The sequence below is a fragment of the Cohnella herbarum genome (assembly GCF_012849095.1).
GTDB classification, from domain to species: Bacteria; Bacillota; Bacilli; order Paenibacillales; family Paenibacillaceae; genus Cohnella; species Cohnella herbarum.
The window spans coordinates 5857493-5877247 of sequence record NZ_CP051680.1 but is presented as its reverse complement, the minus strand read 5'-3'; the positions used below and the strand labels follow the sequence as shown (position 1 = coordinate 5877247).

Genomic DNA, 19755 nt, shown 5'->3' with positions numbered 1-19755 from the left:
TATAGTATACCCCCCTATAGTATATTGTCAAGGAAAATTTACACATAATTACTGATGAAGTTATCGCTGGTTTTCATGGCAAATTGGGTATATTTACCTTAAGCAGAAGGTCTATGGCCGTTCCGCTGATCAAACATGGTATACCGATTTATTCGAGGACCTGAAAGAGCAAGCTGTTTGTTATTCCCCTCTATTCGATAGATCACTGCCACAACGCAAACAGGCTGCCCCTCAGGTCGTATAAGACCTTGCGGGACAGCCCTATTATCCAGCTTAAAATGGATTCAAAACATGAAAGAACACATTCGGAGACGCCATTCTGTAATAATAGCTGCACCAGCCGGCACCCTTGTCGTTGAATCGGTTCGTCGTGCTGTACACGAGACGCTCCTGCTCCAACTCCTCGATTCGCTCGATCCGGCCCTCGACATAATCGAGGAGCCTCGTCGCAGCCGTATCGAGCCGGTTCACGACGCCGCCGTAGCGGATGTCGAGCACTTCCCAGCCGAACGGCTTAAACAAGCGAAGCCATTGCGAGCGATGGGCCGCGCGCAGTTCGCGCACCGCTTCCGCGATCGCGGGCAACACATCCGTCGCCACGCGCTGCAATGTCGCGTTGTCCTTCGCATCATACGCCCGCTTAAGCTCGATGCCGATCTCGCTCTTCCGCTTCAACACACCGCATAACTTCTCCGGAACCTCGAATACGTAATCCAACTCGGCCGTCTCATCGCGTCGATTGCGAATATTTTGCTCCAAGCGGGCATAGTGTTCGGCCATCTCCAAACCTTCGATCTGTTTGTCGAACAACCCGAGCAGAACGTCTTGGTACAACAGAAACTTCGAAGGATTGCTCTGCTTCCGGTTGTCGGGCTCGGCACCCGGCGTCTCGTCCAAATCCTTCAACTGCATGAACGTCTCCGCTTCAATGCCGGTGCAGAACTTCACCCGTTCGGCCAACCAAGCCCGATCCGGCTTCTCCTCCGAATAAGCATGTTCCGCGTAGAGCTGCAGACCCAACAATGCCGCGAACGGATTTCCTTCATTCCCGTCATCGCCCCACATCGTCGCATACGCCTCGCGAATGCCCTCTTTCTTGCATACTTGCAGCGCCGTATCAGAAGCGTTCAACGACAAGCCGTAATTGACTCCGAAAGTGTTGAATATCCACACGGCCCCCGCAAATACTAAATTGCAGCCGAGCGGACGGTGATTGGCGATCACGCTTTCGTATTCTTCCGGCTTCAAGTGAACGTAATCCCAGTAGACCATGTCGACGTCTTTCGGAATACGGCGAACCATGTCCTCCGGTATCGACGTATTTTTATCGTAATAATTGCTTTCGGTTCCGGCGTTCCCGACGGCCAGCTTCAAGAACATATCGCTCCACATCATCGGCTTTAAGCCACGGTCGCGAGCGCAATCGAGCACCTTCTCCAGATGCTCCGTCATGATGTCGAAACGGTTTCGATAGCCGTTCCGGTCCAAGTATTTGCCCCGGCCGAGCTCCTCCGCCTCGTCCATGCCGATATGGATTTTGCGGCTGCGGAACGGAGCGCTGGCGGCTTCGATCATCTTCTCGATCAAGCGGTCCGTCCGCTCTTCCCCAACGAGGAGCGCGCCTTTCGTATCCTTGTAATCCCATACCGGCTGCCACTTTAGGAACTCTTCCAGATGCGCCAGCGTCTGAATGCTCGGAAATGCTTCGATACCGAAACGGTCGGCGTAATCGTCGATCTCTTTCAATTCCGCCTGCGTATAGCGACCCCTCATATAACCGAAATAAGGCTCGCCTTCGATCGCGTACGTATCCTCCATGTACAACATGACGGTGTTCAGGCCCATTAATGCCATCTTGTTCAGCATCGTTTTGAAACTATCCACCGTCATTACCGCGTTCCGGGACAGATCGAACATCGGGCCGATCGTATCGAACTGCTGCTTCTCCCGATGCTCGAAATCCGTCTCCCCGCCGGCGATCTTCTGCATAAGAAGTCCCAATCCGCGGAAAAACTGATGTTTTCGGCCATAGTGGATATAAGCCTCGCCTTGCTTCAAGCCGACAGCTAAGTCATTCTCGCCGGAAGAAGATCCGACTTGTACGATGAGCCCGTCCTCCGCCTCAGTAAATCCAACCTCTTGAGACAATGCCTGTATTCCAGATCTTATTGCGCTCAAATCTCCCGTAAAACGTAGTTTCATCCGATTCCCTCCTGTAGCATCCGAGTGTTTTCCAGCTTTTATCTCACTAAACATTATAACGTTATATTGTATTCCGTGATTTATATGCTATCCTAACCTTATAGGGAAAGCAATACGAATTTCGCTCATCGAATCTCGCGAATCCCTCTCTGCTCAAACCCGCTAAGAAAGAAGGTGATCGACATGCAAGATCGTTTCGTTCTGCGAAACTTAAAGCGCGTCAATGGAGACGCTATCGATATCGTAATAGATAACGGCAAAATTACCGAAGTAACGGAGGCCGGCCATGGAATGGGGAGCCGAATACTCGATTGCTCCGGCGCTTATGTATCTAGCGGATGGATAGATATGCATGTTCATGCCTTCCCGGCTTTCGATCCCTACGGCGATGAGATCGACGAAATCGGCATTAAGCAAGGCGTAACCACGATCGTCGATGCCGGAAGCTGCGGAGCCGACCGAATCAGCGATCTGGCTGCTAGCCGGGCTCATGCGCGCACGAACGTATTCGCCTTCCTGAATATTTCAAGATTAGGGTTAGCCAGGATCGACGAATTATCCAATCTCGAATGGATCGATGCCGCCAAGGCTATTCAAGCCGCGAAGCATTTCAACGATTTTATCGTGGGTTTAAAAGCCCGCATTAGCAAAAGCGTAGTCCGCGATAGCGGACTTGAGCCCTTGCGGCGCGCACGCGAGCTATCCGCTCAAACTTCGCTGCCTCTAATGGTGCACATCGGCTCTGGACCGCCGAACATCGAGGAAGTGATCCCGCTGCTCGAGAAGAAGGATATCATCACGCATTATCTCAACGGAAAGAGCAACAATCTGTTCGACGCCGAAGGCAGTCCGCTCCAGGTGCTGCAAAATGCGATCGCTCGCGGCGTACATCTCGACGTCGGACACGGAACGGCCAGCTTTTCCTTCAAAGTCGCCGAAGCCGCGAAGCGGCATCACATTGAACCGAATACGATCAGCACCGACATCTACCGCGGGAACCGATTGAACGGACCGGTCTACAGCATGGCCCACGTGCTCTCCAAATTCCTTTACTTAGGTTATCCGTTGGAGCAGGTCATCGCTGCCGTCACCTCCCAAGCGGCCGAATGGCTCGGCAAGCCGGAGCTTGGCCGCATTCAAGCGGGAGACGCCGCGAACCTAACCTTGTTTACCTTGCGTAATGAACCGACCGTGCTGCTGGATTCCGAAGGGGATCAGCGTACGGCGCAGATGAGAATCGAACCTAAAGGAGTCGTTGCGAATGGCGAATTCATTGAATGCGAGATACGGACTTAAACGCGTAATTAACGCAAGCGGACGAATGAGTATATTAGGCGTATCCGCTCCTACGGATACCGTCATGGACGCCATGAAACACGGTGGGCAAAACTACGTGGAGATCGCGGATTTAGTGGATAAGTCCGGCGACTATATCGCGCGCATTCTGGGTTCCGAGGCAGCCGTCGTCGTGAATTCCGCTTCCAGCGGCATCGCGCTCTCGGTAGCCGCGATCGTGACGCAAGGAAACCGGCGCAAGAGCGTTCGCCTGCATCAAGAAGCTATCGCCAAGAACGAGATCATTATTCTGAAAGGCCATAACGTGCAATATGGAGCACCCGTAGAAACGATGGTATTCTTAGGGGGCGGCAAGCTCCTCGAAGTGGGCTATGCGAATGAGGGAAAAGCGGAGCATATCGAAGATGCGATCTCAGAACATACGGCAGCCATTCTATACGTCAAGTCGCATCACGCGGTACAGAAAAACATGATTTCCGTAGAGGAAGCATGGGAGATTGCCCAACGCAACGGCATTCCGCTTATCGTGGACGCAGCCGCCGAAGAAGACATTCAGAAGTACGTCAAATGCTCCGACTTAGCTATCTACAGCGGATCCAAGGCGATCGAAGGCCCGACATCGGGCATCGTAGGCGGCAAAAGAACGTACATCGAGTGGGTTAAGGTACAATTGCACGGCATCGGACGCAGCATGAAAGTCGGCAAAGAAACGACGTTCGGACTCCTACAAGCGCTCGACGAGTATATCGTCAAGGCGGACAAGAGCGAACAAGAAAAAGAAGCGTTGCAAGCGTTGATGCCTTTGAACGATATAGATGGAATACGGGTAAGCATCGTTCAGGACGAAGCCGGCCGCGCAATCTTCCGGGCGCGGATTCAGATCGATCCGGCGAAGTCCGGCACGTCCGCCAAACAAGTCGTCACGGAGCTGCAAAACGGAGAAATTGCGATCTACACCCGTGACTACGGCGTCAAGCAAGGTTATTTCGACATCGACCCTCGTCCGCTGTTGGGCGACGACATGCAAGTTATCGCATCAAGAATACATGAATTAGCAGGAGGAAAATAAAATGACCAATCCATCGAACATATCCAAACGCTTCTACAAAAACCGGGTCGCGCTTAACGTATTGGCCAATGGCATCGAGAATGCCAAGGAAGTATTCGAAGCCGCGGAAGGTTACGTGCTTGTCGGCGTTCTGTCGAAGGATTACCCGACAGTCGAAGAGGCCGTGGCCGCCATGAAAGCCTATGGCAAAGAAATCGACGACGCGGTATCGATCGGATTGGGCGCGGGCGATAATCGCCAAGCCTCCGTCGTCGCCGAGATCGCGAAGTACTATCCCGGCAGCCATATCAATCAAGTGTTCCCGGCGGTCGGAGCGACTCGCGCGAACCTCAACGGCCAACAAAGCTGGATTAACAGCTTAGTGTCTCCGACCGGCCAAGTCGGATACGTGAATATCTCGACAGGCCCCATAAGCGCAGCACAGAGCGAGCAAGCGATCGTTCCCGTCAAGGCGGCGATTGCGTTAGTGCGCGATATGGGCGGCCAAGCGTTAAAATACTTCCCGATGAACGGATTAAGCCGTGAAGACGAATTGCGCGCTGTCGCGCAGGCGTGCGGCGAAGAAGGTTTCGCCTTGGAACCGACGGGCGGAATCGATATGGACAATTTCGAAGCGATTCTGCGCATTGCTCTCGAAGCGAACGTGCCGCAAATCATTCCCCATCTTTACTCCTCGATTATCGACAAGACAACGGGGAAAACGAAAGTCGAAGACGTTCGCAAGCTGCTGGATGTCGTGAAAAGATTGGTTGATCTTCATGGCTAAAAGGATCGCGGTCTTCGGAGAAGTGATGATGCGGCTTCAGGTGCCGGGTTACGAGTTGCTCTCTCAGGCAAGCAGCCTGAACTTCTCCTTCTCCGGGACGGGAGTTAACGTCGCTTCCGCCTTGGCGCGCTTCGGTCATACGGGATATCTCGTGACGACTTTGCCGGCCAATGCCGTGGGGGATGCCGCGGCGGCTTACTTGCGCAAGTTAGGTTTGTCCCAGGAGTTTATCCAGCGAGGCGGCAACTATCTGGGCATGTATTTCCTGGAGAACGGCTTCGGAGCAAGACCGAGCCGCGTGACGTATTCCAATCGGTTGGAGAGCAGTTTCAATACCGCTCCCGGTGACGCATATGATTACGACGCTATCGCGGCGCAATCCGATGTCGTTCACTTCTGCGGCATTACGTTAGCCATGAACGATTCGGTCCGGCTTCATATGAAGAGCCTGGCGAAAGCCGTCAAGGCGCGCGGAGGAACCGTCGTCTTCGACTGCAACTACCGCCCGTCCCTCTGGGGGCCTGACGGCTACGAGAAAGCAAAGCCTCATTACGAGGATATGCTCGGACTGGCGGACATCGTTATGATGAACGAGAAAGACGCCATGTTCATCCTAGGCATGCGCACCGACAAGGAAAATCGTCTCGACCAGCTGCGCGAGCTGCTTCCAGTCGTCGCGGCCCAATATGGAATCCAAGTTGCGGCCGGTACTCACCGCTCCGTTAACGGCGACAATACCCATTCATTGTTAGGATTTATTTATAAGAAGGATACCTTTACCTTTTCCAAGAAACTGACCTTCTCCGTCTATGATAGAATAGGTGCAGGAGATGCCTATACGAGCGGAATCGTACACGGGGAGATTAGCGGATTCTCGCCCGCGAAGACCGTCGATTTCGCCGCCGCGGCCGGAATGCTGGCGCATACGATCGTGGGCGACACGCCGATGTCATCCGAAAGCGAGATTCTCCGGGCGATGACGGAAGCGGTAGGCGACGTGGAAAGGTAGGGTATGCCGCATGGGCTTAAGCCGTAAAAAGAGACCCTTATATTTGCAAATCAAAAGTATATTAAAGGATCGAATCCTTCACGGCGCGTATCCTATCGAGACTAATATCCCTTCGGAGCCCCAATTGGAGACGGAATTCGGAGTCAGCAAAATAACGGTGCGCAACGCGATCAAAGAACTCGTTCAAGAAGGTTATCTGGAAACGAGCAGCGGCAAAGGAACGAAAGTCGTTCGCAACACCTCTTCCTCCAAGCTGTCGACTTCGCAACGGTTCACGGAAATCTTAGTCGAGGAAGGCCACCGGATTCAGAAAAGATTGTTGAGTTCGGAAGTCGTCCATCACGAAGAAGGCTCGGAATTATACTCCATGTTCGGGAAGAAATGTCTTCGCATAGAGCGTCTATACCTGCTTAATGACGCGCCGTATATCCATTACACGCATTATTTAACGATGCGAAGGGGCGAACTCCAGCTTGTCGATTCGGATGCCCAGTCGTTGTACGGCATGTTGGATGAACAACAAATCTCCTTGGCCAAGTTTCGGGATCAGTTCGCCGTCACTCTGGCCCCTCCTGCGGTAGAGAGTTTGTTACTTGTCAATGAACGTACACCTCTTCTCAAGCGCACCAGGCATTCCTATGACGACACCGGCGAGCTGATCGAATTAAGCGTAGGACATTACAACACGGAAATTCAAGAGTATATCGTTAACTATGACGTATGACGCACAATGGCGGCACAGGAGCTCTCAATCCTGTGCCGCCATTTTTTCGCATAACTAAATCAGCCTAAGGCCGCCCTTTTTGCCAGAACCTTTTTCCCCCGAAACAGCTTAGACTTCACCGTACTTACCTGCATGGACAAGTGATCCGCGATTTCCGCAATGGAACACTCTCCGAAAAATCGCAATACGAAAACGTCCCGGTAAGAATCGGGCATCGCTTTCACCAGATGAACAACCCGGGTCTGCTCCTCTCGCTTAACGACGATTTGATCCGGAGTCGGCCCTTCATCCCTAATATGCTCGTCCAGATGATTGCAGGGCTTAGATTTTCTGCGGCGTAGCATGTCGATGCACAGATTCTTAACGATATGCTTGGTCCACGTGCTTAACTTACATGAATAATTGAATTTATGGAGGTTAAGGAAAATCCGGGAGTAGGCTTCTTGCACGGCATCTTCCGCGTCTTCGTGATTCCTCAAGTACTTGAACGCCTGCCAGTACAGTAAATCCCGGTATTCGTTATAAAATAATGTAAACATCTCATGGTCTCCGGCGAGCAGTTTGCGCACTTGATCGGGCGTAAGAGTCGTATTCATGGTTCCTCCTTGCGATTACGGCTTCTTTGTTACATGAACTACTATAACGGCTATTTGTGTCCGCAATATGGCACGATTATTTTCTCAGGCGATTGCGCAATGCAAATAAACCGCCCCTGGCTTCGGTAAGCCGGGCGGTTCCTAGTCGCAGGTCGGAGAAATTCGGAGATTTTCGGACCAACTCGCATCAACTCGATATTTTGCGAGCTACGTTTGCTTTTCTGAATGGCTGAACCTTTACTTTTAGCTGTTGAGACAATTCCGCCAGAAGCGCGGCCGATGCCGCGACTTGCTGCATGGACGCATTCTGCTGCTCCGCCGCGGCCGCGATCGTACCCGAATCGTTCGCGTTCTTGGATGCCAACAGCAGCATATCTTTCACGGAAGAAGTCATGCTCCCCGCGCTTTGTTCGATCTCCCGAATGGAATCGTAGACGCTCGCGGCTTGCTGCGCGACCTTGTCGATGCTGCTCCCGATAGCTCCGAACGACTTCTCCGCCTCGTGCACCAGTTCCATTCCCGTTTCCGTTGCGCCCGTTCCTTGTTCCATGCTATTCGCGGCTTGAGAGATAGAGCTCTGAATTTCCGCCAACAGCGAGCCGATCTCCCCCGCTGCCCGGGCAGACTGATCGGCCAGCTTGCGAATTTCCGCCGATACGACCGAGAACCCCCTGCCGGCTTCGCCCGCTTTCGCCGCCTCGATCGCCGCATTCAAGGAAAGGAGGCTCGTCTGCGAAGCAATCGAGGTGATGAACGCCACGATCTCGTCAATCGCGTTCGAATGCTGCTTCAGCTTTAAGACATCGTCCGATGAGGCTTGCACGGATTGATAGATGGCTTGCATCTGAAGGTTGACGTGCGATAACGACTTAAGGCCGCCATCCGAAGCTTTGCGGGCTTTCGCCGCCACCTCCGTCATTTTCCCCGTGCTCGCGTTGATTTCTTTAACCTGACCAAGGACATCCTGAGCCGCTTCCTTGAAGCCTAATACGATTCGTGCCTCGTGCTCCGCGCCTGCGGACACGTTCTGGATGGAGCTCGCGATCTCTTCGGCCGCCCGGGTGGTCTCCTCCGCCCCGCTCTTCATCTGACTGGCCTGCGACGAAATGTCGATCGAGAACCGGGAGATGCTGTCCATCGTATCGCAAAGCCCGTCCAACGTCTGATTAAAGCGATCTCCCAGACTTTGCAATTCGTTCCCCGAGCGCATTTGCGTGCGTTTCGTAAAGTCTCCCTCCGCCATCGCGATCGCCAGACGATTAATGTCCTTGATATTCTTAAGCACATAACGGCTATAGAGATGAGCGGACAAAGCGACGATAAAGCAGGCGGCCAGGATGATCAGAATCATCGGTTCGAATAGCTTAAATAGAGGCCCGTACAGCTCGCTCTCCGGAATCGTAAGCGCAAGAACCCAGCCCGCATTCGGAATCGTAGCGTAGTATACGCGCATCGTTCGGCCGGTTTTCTCGTAGGTGCCGCTTCCTTCGTTCATGACTACCGGAGAAACCGCGCCGGCATCGGGGACGGGAACATTCTCGGTGACGGCAGCTTCGTCCGAATCCACGTCCGAATCCATATCGATCTCCAACCCGAGATCATCAAGCTCGACCGCGCTATCGCTATCATCGTTCGCTACGGCGTCCTCCGACCCTAGGTCGATCTCCAATCCGAGATCATCAAGCTCGCTCTCGGTGTCCGTATCGCCGACAGCTTCATCCGCCTCGGTTTCCACTACTCCGGCTTCCTCCGCGCTCTCGCTCGGGAGGTTCTCTTCCGCAGTTCCCCCGCTCGCTTCCGTCTCAACCGAAGATGAACCGCTAAGCATGACCCCGGCTAGCGCCGCCAAGGATTCGTTAGCATCCTCCGTCAGCTTTACCTTCATGATCTTGACGTAATCCTTGTCCCCTAGAACGAGCCCGTTCTTATCGATCAGGATGGCGGAGCCGTTCCTACCGACCGATAGGCTACCGACCAGCTGTTGTATGCTATCCAAGCCAATGCTCTGCGTCGCGACGTTAATAAAAGTCTGGTTCTCGTCATAATAAGGAACGGAGACATCTACCTGCGCCGTTCCCGTCGCCTCATCCAAATAGGGGTCACCGAACGAGATGTTGCTGCCCAACGTGCCATTTGCCTCTACAACCGGAGCTAACGTCCGAGGGGTCAGTATCGCGGATAACAGCTCGCCTTCGATCTCGTTCACGTATTGATGGGTTTGGCTTTTCAGCCTCTCCTCCACGCCATCCGTTATTAACTGTCTGGAGAAAGAATAGCTTACCGCCACCATCGCGATCAGGATCGCCGCGACCGTGGTCGTAAAAATGAGCAAAAATTGATTCTGTATCGTACGTAATCCGGACAATCTCGACTTCCAATTCCAGTTTATTTTTCCGACCACACGTATTCCTCCTATAGAGTCAAGCGCACTTAGTTTCACTCTAATAGGAAATATTTAACTCCAAATAATCCTTGGGCGCACATTATGTAAAATTTCATGGAATGTCCAAGCATATACGCAAAAAACACCCTCGACGGGAGGGCGTTTCGCATGGCTTCGTAAACATTAAGCTCTACTTTTTCTTGCTGTTCCTCATGGCGGCGAGCACCTTCATTCCTTCTTCTCTCCCGTTGGCCAGCCGGTCGTATTCGGCAGATTCCCTAGCGACAAGAGCGATCTTACCCTCTTTGTTAAAATGAAGTCCCCAGCCGTATTTCTTCGGCAGCATCGAGGCTCTCAAGCAAGCCATCGGTTTGGCGAAAAAGCCGCTGCGGATTTCTTCTCCCCGGGTCGACAACTCTTCCTCGGAAATCTCCTTATGCCGAATATGAGTTTCATAAAGGAGCTCTTCTTGGGTGTAGCCATACGGATGATTAAAGATCAAATCATACTCGATCCCGGGCTTGGACTTTCCGTTCTTCTTCTCCGGAGGAATCAATCCCCTCTCGACGGGACAGTCTTTAGAGACCGTGATGAAAGTATCGTAGTAGTTCCATTCCATCCGCCACGCCTCCTCCTATCGTCAATTTATTTCCATTATATTCGAATTTCATGGCAAACGCGGTCATATCCTTAATGGATGCCTGCAAAAGAATGACGATCGGGAGGCGTTATGGATGTCCGCTAATAAGGGGATTCTGCATACCTACTCGGAGCTCAATAAGCAACAGCCGCTGCTGTTCGTTCCGAACCACGGCCAAGCGGAAACGAATGTCTCTTTCGTTGCGGAGAAATTAGGTTATTACGTGGGCATATCCGCCCGGGAAGTCAGCCTGACTCTCTGCAAGCCGAATGAAAATTGGATCGGATTGCATCTCTCGCGGAGATTCATCGACGCCGCTCCGAACGCAACCGTAGAAGGTTTAGAGAAGGAATCCGGCTCCTTCCATTATTTCATGGGTACCCGGGCCGCCTCGCGATTCATGAACCTTCCTCCTTATCGGAAAGTCATTTGCCGCGAGCTCTGGCCGGGAATCGACGTCGTGATCCATGAAGGCGCTCAGTCGCTTAAATATGATTGGATCGTTCGTCCGAATGGACGAACCGAGGCCATACGAATGTCCTGCGAGGGTTGTATCGATATGGGATTAGACGAGAACGGCAGCTTGATCATCGACACGGAGTTTGGTTTGCTCGCGGAATCTAAGCCGACGGCTTGCCAGATCAAGAGCTCGGAATCCATTCCCGTCTCCTGTCATTATCGAATATGCCAAGAGCCCGACGGGCGAAAGTCGATCGGCTTTCAATTCCCGGAAGGGTATGACAAGGAACTCGAACTCGTTATTCGATCGTCATAGAATCATCCGATAGTCCTTGCCACGAGTTGTTCGCAATCTCAAGCAACTCGCTCCAGTTCACGATTCGCGGGAGGTCTAGATGCGTATTATACGGGTTGTCCTTAGCATATACGCGCATGTCCAATTCGGATAACGTTTCGAGCACGGCGGGTTTATCGTCGAAGTAATAATCCAAATCCAGCTTCCTTAAAATATGAACCTTCTCGGCATCGGCCATTCCGCAGTAAAATCGCTCTTCGTGCACGGGAAAGCCGGCGATGACAAGCGCATCCTTCGTTCTTGCGCAGTGCACGGCAGTTCTCGCGGTGACGTAATAAATTTCGTGCCCTTGCCGGTCGAGCTCTTGCAACACTTCGACCGCTTGATCGAACGGAGGCGCGGAATAGTAAATTTCATCGCGATGAAGATTCCACAACTCTTTTCCCTCTTCCGCGGATAATCCGAACGCGTCGTGAATCGGAATCGTCTTCAACGCTTGAAAAACCTCTATCCCCACTTGTCTATTCAGCTTGACGTTATATACCCGAAAAGCATGTTCCCGCAGATTAAGCAAAGTATCATCGATGTCGAACCCGAATTTCATAGCTGTGATTCTCCCTTGTTTTTGTCCGCGGCTTCATACTGCCTATTCGAATTATAACATTGCGCTCACACTTCGCCCCAATACACTTCCGTTTCGTAGTCGAAGTTAACCGTTCCGCCGCTTTCGTTCCGATCGAATAGCTCGCGCAACGCCGCTATCATCGGTTCGTAGTTCGGATCCCCGGCTTGCGGACTGTATGACGAAGAGAGTAAACGCCCTCTCAGCCCGTCAAAGTCAAACACTTGGCGAATAGCGAAGCGATCTTCCCGCAATCCGCCGGATTTGAAGAAGGCGAGCAGCATCTCGCGCGAAATATTGCGATGATTCACTTTCCCGTAATCCGTGCCCAAGTCATTAAGCAATCGTTCATACCCTTCGAGAAAAGGCGTGCCGCTCGTCAAGCGGGTGTTCCAGACGAGAATAGCTTTACCGCCGGGCTTCAGCACCCTTCCGAATTCTTTCTTGGCCGCAATCCGATCGAACCAATGGAAGGCTTGGGCGCAGACTATAAAATCATACGAATGGTCCGGCAATCCCGTCTCCTCCGCGGAGCCCGGAATCGCATGAAAGTTCGGATTATCTCCGGACGCCAATATCGCGGCTTCCCGCATCGCTTCGTTCGGCTCGATCGCCGTGACGGACGTGCCTCTCTCGAGCAGCAAGCGCGAGAAAATCCCCGTACCCGCGCCAACGTCCAACACCTTCGACTTCGCGCTTACGCCGACCGTCTCGTACAAATAATCAATCGCTTCCCGCGGATAGCTCGGCCGGTATTTCGTATACGTATCCACTCGGGTTGAAAATCTTTCTTTGCCGTTCATCGTTCGTTACTCCCCCATTCTAGAAACTCCAGACGGTTACCGAAAGGATCATAAGCATAGAATCTCCGGACATTCTCGTCTTCTCTCGCATCATCGTCGACCGCTTGCACATTTCGCTCCTTTAAATGACGCCGGAGATCGTCCAGATTCCGCACTTCAAACGCAGGATGCGCTTTCGTTGCCGGTACGAAGTCCTTCTGTACGCCGATGTGCACTTGATGCGCGCCGCATTGAAACCATAAGCCGCCGCGATGCCTCAAGTTGTCCGGTTTCGGAATTTCCACCCATCCCAGCAGCTCCCCGAAGAACAGACGCGCCTCCGGCTCGCAGCCCTCGTATGCAGCCAACTGAATGTGGTCTACTCCCACGAAATCAAATGACATTTGCCATCGCCTCCACTTAGTTTCACTATATGAAACTTAGTTTCATTTTATTGATTTTATCATAATTTATTTATTCCTTTAAATCCAGTATGTATTTCAACTCTCAGATCGGACTTCTCATCTTGTTGCCGGACACGGCAAGGGCAAGCGCGAAGGCCGGCTTTTTGGTAGAATGGAAAGCACGAGCCATAGAGCGGAGGTCACGAAGTTGGACTATATTATTCTCGACATCGAATTCAACGGCCGCAAGTTTGCCAGCGATCTGCCGATGGAGGTCATTGAGATCGGAGCGGTGAGGTTGGATTCTTCCTTAAAGTATAAGGATGAGTTTTCTTCGCTGATCAAACCTGTGTATTTTTCGAAGCTTAACGCCTTCATTAAGAAAAAAACCGGAATTCCGCAGGAGGACATCGACGTTGCCGCAGGGTTCCGGAAGGTTATAGCCGATTTCATCGCGTGGCTGAATCTAAGCGAGTCCTACATGCTCGTCACTTGGGGCGGAGAAGACCTCAAACGAATCGTATTCGATACCCGAATGCATAAGCTCGATGACTCGCACTGGATGGCCGCCCACTATTTCGACTTATTGAAGGGCTTTCTCCGGTACAAAAAAGTAACGAACGACGTCAGCGTCGAAGCGGCTCTCCTCGATCTCGGTATCGAAGCGACGGGCGCGGCGCATCGGGCGTTAGATGACGCGCGAATGACTTCGGAGGTGTTCCGCCGGTTGTTCGACGAGTTAGATTTCGAACTGAAGCAACAGTATAAAGATCAGTTCTCTAACTCGAAAGAACGGAGGATGATCAAGAACGCGATTCGATCGATGATCACCCAGAAGAAGATTCAGGACTGGGACTCGTTCGTCTCCGGCTTCTTGGCCGCCAAAATCGATCTTACCGATGAGAGAAAACTCGCGGAGCTGAAGGAACACTTCTCCTCCGAGTTGGAGAAGGCAAAGCAGCAGCCTAAGCCGGGGAATTAAGCTCCGCTTATTTGTCCCGGCATAACAAGCAGAAAAGGACCTTCCGCTATCGCTAAGGAGGGTCCTTTCTTATGCGCTCCAGGCTCATTGAAGCTCCCTTGCGAAAGCATCCGGCTCATCAAGCGCAAGATAGATCGTCGTAACCTTCCTTGGAAGGAACAGCAGTCCGTTAACGTTGACGGGCTGCTTTAGCGCTATTTTAACGTTAGGGATACCCAGAATCGGAAGGGCGCTATTTCGCTGCTCCTGAACGTCCGGATGAAATTCCCGCGCGCTTGCGATTTCGGCAATCGCATCGAGCGGAATATCCGCCTGTATCCGTAATCCGTACCTTAACCGCAAAGTTCCGTTTACGACTTTGACGGGTTGAAGCGCGGATGCGCGACAATCGCCCCAGATCAGCGCCAGAAGCCAAAGGTCCGCGATCGTAAGAATCCATGCCGCCCAGTGTGACCATTGTTGAACCAGAAGATGAACGACAACGCCTTCGATAAGGATGATTTTAGTAATAATGGCGGAGTACAATACTTGATTCGTCTTCTTGTGGTATGAGAATAAGGCCGCGTCCCCGGTAACCGTCTGCCGCTTCCTCTTCCATGAGAATAACAAGTAATAGATCAGGCTTGCGTCATGAAGGATTACCGATGCCAGTTTACCGCGCCCCAGCCCGTCGTGAACCGCCATGCGTAGAGCCTCCGCCGTATCCGGCTCATGGCGGGCAGCCTCCCGAAATCCTTTGATAACGCGATAGGCGATCCTAATCTCGTAAACAATAAAGGCAACCTCCGCCGCGATAATGAGAGCTTCGACCGGCCAGATCGCATTCCAAACCATACTCCTTTGCGCCGAAGGAACAATAAGCCACGCCGCCAATGCTCCCAACAAAGGGAACGCCATAATCTTTGCGATGGATTTACCTTTTCTGCGCAACACCAACAACCAGTATAGGAATGGAATAACGAGCATGAAATCGAATAGAACGGCGTACACCAGCAACGGTTCTTCTTCGGCGAGCAAGAGCACTCTTACGCTGAACATATCCGCTATCGCAATCAGCATTGCTATAGCAAGAAACCACAAAGTCGATTTTTGGAGTTTAGGTACGGTCATGTTATCTCCTCCTCGATAAATATGAAAACGGAAACCCGCAAGAGGCTTCCGTTCGGTTAAAAATTGTAGCTGTTGAAAGACGAGAATCCCGCATCGAAAAACGCAAAGAACGCGATGACCACAAACAGCAAAATGACCGCATAAACGGCCGTTCCCACAATGCCGCAAACAAGGCCGGCTATGGCCAATCCGCGTCCTTGTTCTTGCGTTCTCTTGATTTCTTTGAGCGACAGCGACGCGAAAATGATCGCGATGATTCCGACGATAAATCCGATATAGGGCAGTACGATGGCTAAGATGCCAAGGACCAATGCGGCAATGGATTTGCCGTTCGTCTTCTGCGGCGTAAACGGAGGCGGGGGAGAAAACCCGTATTGCGGCTCTTTGTAATTATGATCCAAGGAAGATCCTCCTGAGTAATATGTTTATCCTTATTATACTCCACGGAATATAACAAGATAATCCTTATTTATTAGGAGGATGGTCTCCAGCCTCGTTGCAGTTCGCCGATCGAGTAGCCGAAATCCATCTGCAAATGGGGATAGTCGGGAAACCCCTTCCAGTCGCCGCCCCAAGCGAATCCCAACTTCTTGGCGATGCCTACAACTTCCATCCAATCCGATTTCCCGTTGCCGTTACCGTCGTATTCCAGATCCCAAATGACTTTGCCTCCGGCAACGCCTAAGGCGAAATCGATGGCAAGACCGTAATTATGATAGGATTGACCGCCCTTAACTTGGGTCACGATCGATCCGCCGTCGCTTCTCCCCTTACGATACAAGGCATCCTGTTCTCCCGAGCTGCGGAAATCATCCGTGATGACCACACGAATCCCGATTTTCTCGCTCTGGGCCACAAGCTTATCCTTATTTTCCGCTACGATGGGATGCAATCGCGTAATTACCGGAGCCTCGCGAAACCACCCTATCGGAAACCAACGGCCGATCGCATCGACATTCATAATAAGATACACGGCCAATATTGCCATAGCGATGAAACTTAGCCGCCTTCCGCGTCGTTTACCCATGGGTCCTGCTTGGCTTCGTGCCGCCGTCGTAACCTCGTGATTCGTATTCATTCCTCGTCCCGTCCCTTGCCTCTCCTCTCGCAAAAAGCGAGATCTCTAGTAAATCTATTCATAGAATACCCCACTTCGCGGCTTCATATCCATCTCGTCCAATAACTCCCTCTACAAGTATACGAAGTGGACAGAAGAACGGAATGCGGGGGCTTCATCCGTCGGAGTTTCCGTTTCGTCGAAAAATCGTTAAAATAGAAAGCAGCACTCGAACTCAGAAGGGAATCAACGTACAATGATTATCAAACCTAGAACACGCGGCTTTATCTGCACGACGGCACACCCGCAAGGTTGCGCTCTTCAAGTACAAGAACAATTGGACTATGTGAAAGCCAAACCCGCACTGCAAGGTCCCCGTAACGTCCTCGTTATCGGAGCCTCCGCCGGATACGGTCTTGCCTCGAGAATCGTAGCGGCATTCGGCGCGGGCGCCAATACCGTCGGCATATACCGTCAAGGTCAACGTTCCGCGGATCGTCCCGCTTCCGCAGGCTGGTACAATTCCGCCGCTTTCGAGAACGCCGCGCAGGCAGCCGGGCTGAAATCTTATAGCGTAACCGGAGATGCTTTCACCGACGAGACGAAAGCGAAAGCGGTCGAGCTGATCCGCAGAGAACTCGGACAAGTGGACTTGGTCGTATATAGCGTGGCCTCGCCTCGCCGAACGAATCCGCGGACGGGAGAAACGTCCAATTCGGTGCTCAAACCGATCGGACAAACTTATACGAACAAAACCGTCAACTTTCATAACGGGGAGGTCAGCTCGATCACGATCGATCCGGCAACGGAATCCGAAATCCGCGAAACGGTCGACGTCATGGGCGGCGAAGATTGGCAATTGTGGATCGACGCTCTTCGACAAGGCGGAGCGTTGGCCGATCATGCAACGACGATCGCTTATTCCTATATCGGTTCGAAAATTACGCAAGACATTTACCGCGAAGGAACGATCGGTCAAGCGAAAGACCACTTGGAGTCTACCGCGAAACTACTGAACGAACAACTCGGCGCAAGCGGCGGTCGTGCGTTCGTAACCGTAAGCAAGGCTCTTGTGACGCAATCGAGTTCGGCGATTCCGGTCGTACCGCTGTACATCTCCGCCCTGTATAAAGTCATGAAGGAAAAAGGCATTCACGAGGGCTGCATCGAGCAAACCTACCGACTGTTCTCGGAGCGCCTCTATTCGCAGAACGGCGTCCCCGTCGACGAGGAAGGCCGTATCCGCATCGACGATTGGGAAATGCGGGAAGACGTTCAACGGGAAGTCGCGAGCATCTGGAACGAGCTGACGACGGACAACATCATGCAGTTGACGGATCTTGAAGGCTACCGACGCGAGTTTTTCCAACTGTTCGGCTTCGAGACGAATGGCGTCGATTACGAAGCGGACGTGGATCCGAACGTGAACATTCCGAATTTAAGCTAAACGATAATGGCCGGGCTCCCTCCGAAGGGAGGAACCCGGCCATTCGATTTTATCTGAGTATAATGCCTTCGCCGACCTTAAAATTTACGCAAGGCAGCCTGTCCGAAGTCACCGTATCATCCTTGCTAAATAGCTCCAGCAATTCATACGGGGCCCCTTCGCTTGACTGAACATATTGTTCGATCGTGACATTCAAGGGATCGACGATCCAGTATTCAGGTACTCCGAAATGGGCGTAACTTCTAAGCTTCATCACTCTATCGCGTTTAATGGTGGACGGAGATAATATTTCAATGACCAGATCAGGCGGTCCGACGACCGCATGCTCTTGAATGATGTCGGAACGGGACCGGTGAACCATCAGAATATCCGGCTGTCTGGTTTCCCTATCCGATAAAATCACGTCGATCGGCGAATCCATAATAATATATTCATTCTCGCATGAATCCGTAAGTATACTCTCTATCTGGTGGCTAATTCGTTGATGAGTGGTTGTCGGCGAAGGCTTTAACTCCAATATGCCCGCAACGATCTCATACTGGTTTCCGTCCTCGGGCAATTTCATGTAATCCTCTACGGTCCATCCCGACTCTTTAATCAAATGCGGCTTATCCGGCTTCTTCTCGTAGTTCAATCCAAGTCCCTCCCTAGTTTTCCTTATTCTTTCAGTATAATGGACAGCCTAAGTCATGCCAATGCCATCTGACATTTGACTCCCGCCTCCTTGCAGGAGTATCGTAAATTCGATAGGAGTCGGAATTGATCGCACGCAACTGGAGGCATCTCATGCGGAAAGCTATCCCATTAATAACCGGTAAAAGTATGCCCTTCGTTCTGACCCTGATCATCGCGCTCGTGTCCGGCTATCTTTTCACGCTAATTCGCATGCCTATTCCTTGGCTCCTCGGACCTATGATCGGAGTGTGGCTAGCCGGTCGAGTAATGAAATCCGTTCAGCTCTATTGGCCGGGCTCCTTGCGCAATGCGGGACTGATCACCGTAGGCTATGCGATCGGCCTTTCCTTTACGACCGCAACGCTGAGAGAAATCATTCGTCAATTTCCTTCTATGATCTTGTTGACGTTACTGCTACTGCTTCTCTGCGCGCTGATCGCTTACGGCATGACCAGGCTGACCGGAATCCCTTTCCCGACAACGTTGACGGGCAGTATCCCGGGCGGGCTTTCCCAAATGATCGCGCTCGCGGAGGAAACCAAAGGAATCGACATCACCGTCGTCACCTTCTTGCAGGCTTCCAGACTGATGATGATCGTCGTAGCCGTCCCGCTTCTTATTTTCAGTCCGTTGATGGGCGGCGTTCACTCCGAACTTCAGATCGTTCCCGTTACGGAGATCTCTGCCGGTTGGGCGGCTCTGTTTCCCGATATCCTTCCGTTCGCCATCGCTTGCACCGCCTTCGCGCTACTAGGCAACAGAGTCAATTTCCCGACGGCATTCTTGCTGGCCCCGATGCTCGTCACAAGCGTCTTGCATCTGTCCGGACTCCCCGGCCCGGGATTACCTTCATCGCTTGTTAACGTGGCGCAATTGATGATCGGCTGTTACATCGGACTGCTGCTGAAGCCCGAGACTCTTCCGAACAAGCTGCGAATTGTGTCCCTCTCCGTCGTCAGCGGAGCCGTTCTCATTGCGGGCGCGTGCTTGCTAAGCTATCTCATGACCCGAATCCATGACGTATCCGCCGCAACCGCGTTATTGAGCCTCTCCCCCGGAGGGATGGATCAGATGGGCATTATCGCCCACGAGATCGAAGCCGATGTCTCGATTGTGACCAGTTATCAAGTGTTCAGAACTTTTTTCATTTTCTTTGCCGTCCCGCCCCTGCTCAAACTGCTCTTCTCCAAACTTGCGAAAACAAAGAAGCGCTCATCCGAACCTTAACCGCCAATAC

The 19755-nt window shown here is 52.2% G+C and carries 20 protein-coding genes; 9 read left to right on the top strand and 11 right to left on the bottom strand.

Translation table 11 applies throughout. The features are described from left to right. Positions 1–273: 273 nt before the first annotated feature. Positions 274–2202, bottom strand: a complete 1929-nt coding sequence (locus HH215_RS25060; RefSeq protein WP_169282375.1) for a beta-N-acetylhexosaminidase — start codon at positions 2200–2202, stop codon at positions 274–276. Between the two features lie 183 nt (positions 2203–2385). Between HH215_RS25060 and HH215_RS25055 the strand changes: the two genes are divergently transcribed. From HH215_RS25055 to HH215_RS25035, 5 genes are read left to right on the top strand one after another with little or no spacing between them, the layout of a single operon-like run. Next, positions 2386–3498, top strand: coding sequence for an amidohydrolase/deacetylase family metallohydrolase (locus HH215_RS25055; RefSeq protein ID WP_169282374.1), 1113 nt, complete (start codon positions 2386–2388; stop codon positions 3496–3498). Then, complete coding sequence (locus HH215_RS25050; protein ID WP_169282373.1) at positions 3464–4567, top strand: DgaE family pyridoxal phosphate-dependent ammonia lyase; 1104 nt, start codon at positions 3464–3466, stop codon at positions 4565–4567. The genes HH215_RS25055 and HH215_RS25050 overlap by 35 nt, the downstream gene beginning before the upstream one ends. Before the next feature lies 1 nt (position 4568). Further along, a complete protein-coding gene (dagF, locus tag HH215_RS25045; protein WP_169282372.1) occupies positions 4569–5333 on the top strand; it encodes a 2-dehydro-3-deoxy-phosphogluconate aldolase in 765 nt (254 codons plus the stop codon). Next, the gene (locus HH215_RS25040; RefSeq protein WP_169282371.1) at positions 5326–6342 is read left to right on the top strand and encodes a sugar kinase; all 1017 of its coding nucleotides are present in this window, start codon (positions 5326–5328) and stop codon (positions 6340–6342) included. The genes dagF and HH215_RS25040 overlap by 8 nt, the downstream gene beginning before the upstream one ends. Before the next feature lie 10 nt (positions 6343–6352). Continuing rightward, positions 6353–7066 (top strand): GntR family transcriptional regulator, encoded by a 714-nt coding sequence (locus HH215_RS25035; protein ID WP_169282370.1) that lies wholly within the window; start codon positions 6353–6355, stop codon positions 7064–7066. A 59-nt stretch (positions 7067–7125) separates the two neighbouring features. On the opposite strand, the gene HH215_RS25030 is transcribed toward HH215_RS25035, so the two are convergent. From HH215_RS25030 to HH215_RS25020, 3 genes are all read right to left on the bottom strand, one after another. Next, complete coding sequence (locus HH215_RS25030; RefSeq protein WP_169282369.1) at positions 7126–7662, bottom strand: RNA polymerase sigma factor; 537 nt, start codon at positions 7660–7662, stop codon at positions 7126–7128. 187 nt (positions 7663–7849) lie between these two features. Beyond that, entirely contained in the window at positions 7850–10063 is a 2214-nt protein-coding gene (locus tag HH215_RS25025; RefSeq protein ID WP_169282368.1) for a methyl-accepting chemotaxis protein, read from the bottom strand. A gap of 172 nt (positions 10064–10235) precedes the next feature. Beyond that, on the bottom strand, positions 10236–10664 hold the full coding sequence (locus HH215_RS25020; RefSeq protein WP_169282367.1) for a DUF6157 family protein: 429 nt from the start codon (positions 10662–10664) through the stop codon (positions 10236–10238). Positions 10665–10779: 115 nt separating this feature from the next. Here HH215_RS25020 and HH215_RS25015 point away from each other — a divergent pair, with 115 nt between their 5' ends. Next, positions 10780–11460, top strand: coding sequence for a DUF7948 domain-containing protein (locus tag HH215_RS25015; RefSeq protein WP_169282366.1), 681 nt, complete (start codon positions 10780–10782; stop codon positions 11458–11460). Here the strand turns inward: HH215_RS25015 and HH215_RS25010 are convergent. From HH215_RS25010 to HH215_RS25000, 3 genes are all read right to left on the bottom strand, one after another. Next, positions 11444–12043, bottom strand: coding sequence for a 5' nucleotidase, NT5C type (locus HH215_RS25010; protein WP_169282365.1), 600 nt, complete (start codon positions 12041–12043; stop codon positions 11444–11446). The two genes, HH215_RS25015 and HH215_RS25010, sit on opposite strands and share 17 nt — an antisense overlap. A 65-nt stretch (positions 12044–12108) precedes the next feature. Beyond that, positions 12109–12864, bottom strand: a complete 756-nt coding sequence (locus tag HH215_RS25005) for a class I SAM-dependent methyltransferase (protein WP_169282364.1) — start codon at positions 12862–12864, stop codon at positions 12109–12111. Further along, positions 12861–13247: a VOC family protein gene (locus HH215_RS25000; RefSeq protein ID WP_169282363.1), complete on the bottom strand. Its 387-nt coding sequence runs from the start codon at positions 13245–13247 to the stop codon at positions 12861–12863. The genes HH215_RS25005 and HH215_RS25000 overlap by 4 nt, the downstream gene beginning before the upstream one ends. 208 nt (positions 13248–13455) lie before the next feature. Between HH215_RS25000 and HH215_RS24995 the strand changes: the two genes are divergently transcribed. Further along, positions 13456–14229, top strand: a complete 774-nt coding sequence (locus HH215_RS24995; protein WP_169282362.1) for a 3'-5' exonuclease — start codon at positions 13456–13458, stop codon at positions 14227–14229. Between the two features lie 84 nt (positions 14230–14313). On the opposite strand, the gene HH215_RS24990 is transcribed toward HH215_RS24995, so the two are convergent. The 3 genes from HH215_RS24990 to HH215_RS24980 form a co-directional block, all read right to left on the bottom strand. Beyond that, entirely contained in the window at positions 14314–15339 is a 1026-nt protein-coding gene (locus tag HH215_RS24990) for a hypothetical protein (protein ID WP_169282361.1), read from the bottom strand. 56 nt (positions 15340–15395) lie between these two features. Beyond that, positions 15396–15740, bottom strand: a complete 345-nt coding sequence (locus tag HH215_RS24985; RefSeq protein ID WP_169282360.1) for a DUF4190 domain-containing protein — start codon at positions 15738–15740, stop codon at positions 15396–15398. Positions 15741–15811: 71 nt separating this feature from the next. Beyond that, positions 15812–16417 (bottom strand): M15 family metallopeptidase, encoded by a 606-nt coding sequence (locus HH215_RS24980; RefSeq protein ID WP_375140463.1) that lies wholly within the window; start codon positions 16415–16417, stop codon positions 15812–15814. Positions 16418–16652: 235 nt separating this feature from the next. On the opposite strand from HH215_RS24980, the gene fabV reads away from it, so the two are divergent. Beyond that, complete coding sequence (gene fabV / locus HH215_RS24975; RefSeq protein WP_169282359.1) at positions 16653–17843, top strand: enoyl-ACP reductase FabV; 1191 nt, start codon at positions 16653–16655, stop codon at positions 17841–17843. 49 nt (positions 17844–17892) lie between these two features. Here the strand turns inward: fabV and HH215_RS24970 are convergent, their stop codons facing one another. After that, positions 17893–18477 (bottom strand): Uma2 family endonuclease, encoded by a 585-nt coding sequence (locus HH215_RS24970; protein ID WP_169282358.1) that lies wholly within the window; start codon positions 18475–18477, stop codon positions 17893–17895. 152 nt (positions 18478–18629) lie between these two features. On the opposite strand from HH215_RS24970, the gene HH215_RS24965 reads away from it, so the two are divergent. Beyond that, positions 18630–19745, top strand: a complete 1116-nt coding sequence (locus tag HH215_RS24965) for an AbrB family protein (RefSeq protein ID WP_169282357.1) — start codon at positions 18630–18632, stop codon at positions 19743–19745. Positions 19746–19755 lie beyond the last annotated feature (10 nt).

Coding starts and splice junctions, on each gene's coding strand:
- HH215_RS25060 (WP_169282375.1), bottom strand. CDS start 2,202: ATGAAACTACGTTTTACGGGAGATTTGAGCGCAATAAGATCTGGAATA.
- HH215_RS25055 (WP_169282374.1), top strand. CDS start 2,386: ATGCAAGATCGTTTCGTTCTGCGAAACTTAAAGCGCGTCAATGGAGAC.
- HH215_RS25050 (WP_169282373.1), top strand. CDS start 3,464: ATGGCGAATTCATTGAATGCGAGATACGGACTTAAACGCGTAATTAAC.
- dagF (WP_169282372.1), top strand. CDS start 4,569: ATGACCAATCCATCGAACATATCCAAACGCTTCTACAAAAACCGGGTC.
- HH215_RS25040 (WP_169282371.1), top strand. CDS start 5,326: ATGGCTAAAAGGATCGCGGTCTTCGGAGAAGTGATGATGCGGCTTCAG.
- HH215_RS25035 (WP_169282370.1), top strand. CDS start 6,353: ATGGGCTTAAGCCGTAAAAAGAGACCCTTATATTTGCAAATCAAAAGT.
- HH215_RS25030 (WP_169282369.1), bottom strand. CDS start 7,662: ATGAATACGACTCTTACGCCCGATCAAGTGCGCAAACTGCTCGCCGGA.
- HH215_RS25020 (WP_169282367.1), bottom strand. CDS start 10,664: ATGGAATGGAACTACTACGATACTTTCATCACGGTCTCTAAAGACTGT.
- HH215_RS25015 (WP_169282366.1), top strand. CDS start 10,780: ATGTCCGCTAATAAGGGGATTCTGCATACCTACTCGGAGCTCAATAAG.
- HH215_RS25010 (WP_169282365.1), bottom strand. CDS start 12,043: ATGAAATTCGGGTTCGACATCGATGATACTTTGCTTAATCTGCGGGAA.
- HH215_RS25005 (WP_169282364.1), bottom strand. CDS start 12,864: ATGAACGGCAAAGAAAGATTTTCAACCCGAGTGGATACGTATACGAAA.
- HH215_RS25000 (WP_169282363.1), bottom strand. CDS start 13,247: ATGTCATTTGATTTCGTGGGAGTAGACCACATTCAGTTGGCTGCATAC.
- HH215_RS24990 (WP_169282361.1), bottom strand. CDS start 15,339: ATGACCGTACCTAAACTCCAAAAATCGACTTTGTGGTTTCTTGCTATA.
- HH215_RS24980 (WP_375140463.1), bottom strand. CDS start 16,417: ATGAATACGAATCACGAGGTTACGACGGCGGCACGAAGCCAAGCAGGA.
- fabV (WP_169282359.1), top strand. CDS start 16,653: ATGATTATCAAACCTAGAACACGCGGCTTTATCTGCACGACGGCACAC.
- HH215_RS24965 (WP_169282357.1), top strand. CDS start 18,630: ATGCGGAAAGCTATCCCATTAATAACCGGTAAAAGTATGCCCTTCGTT.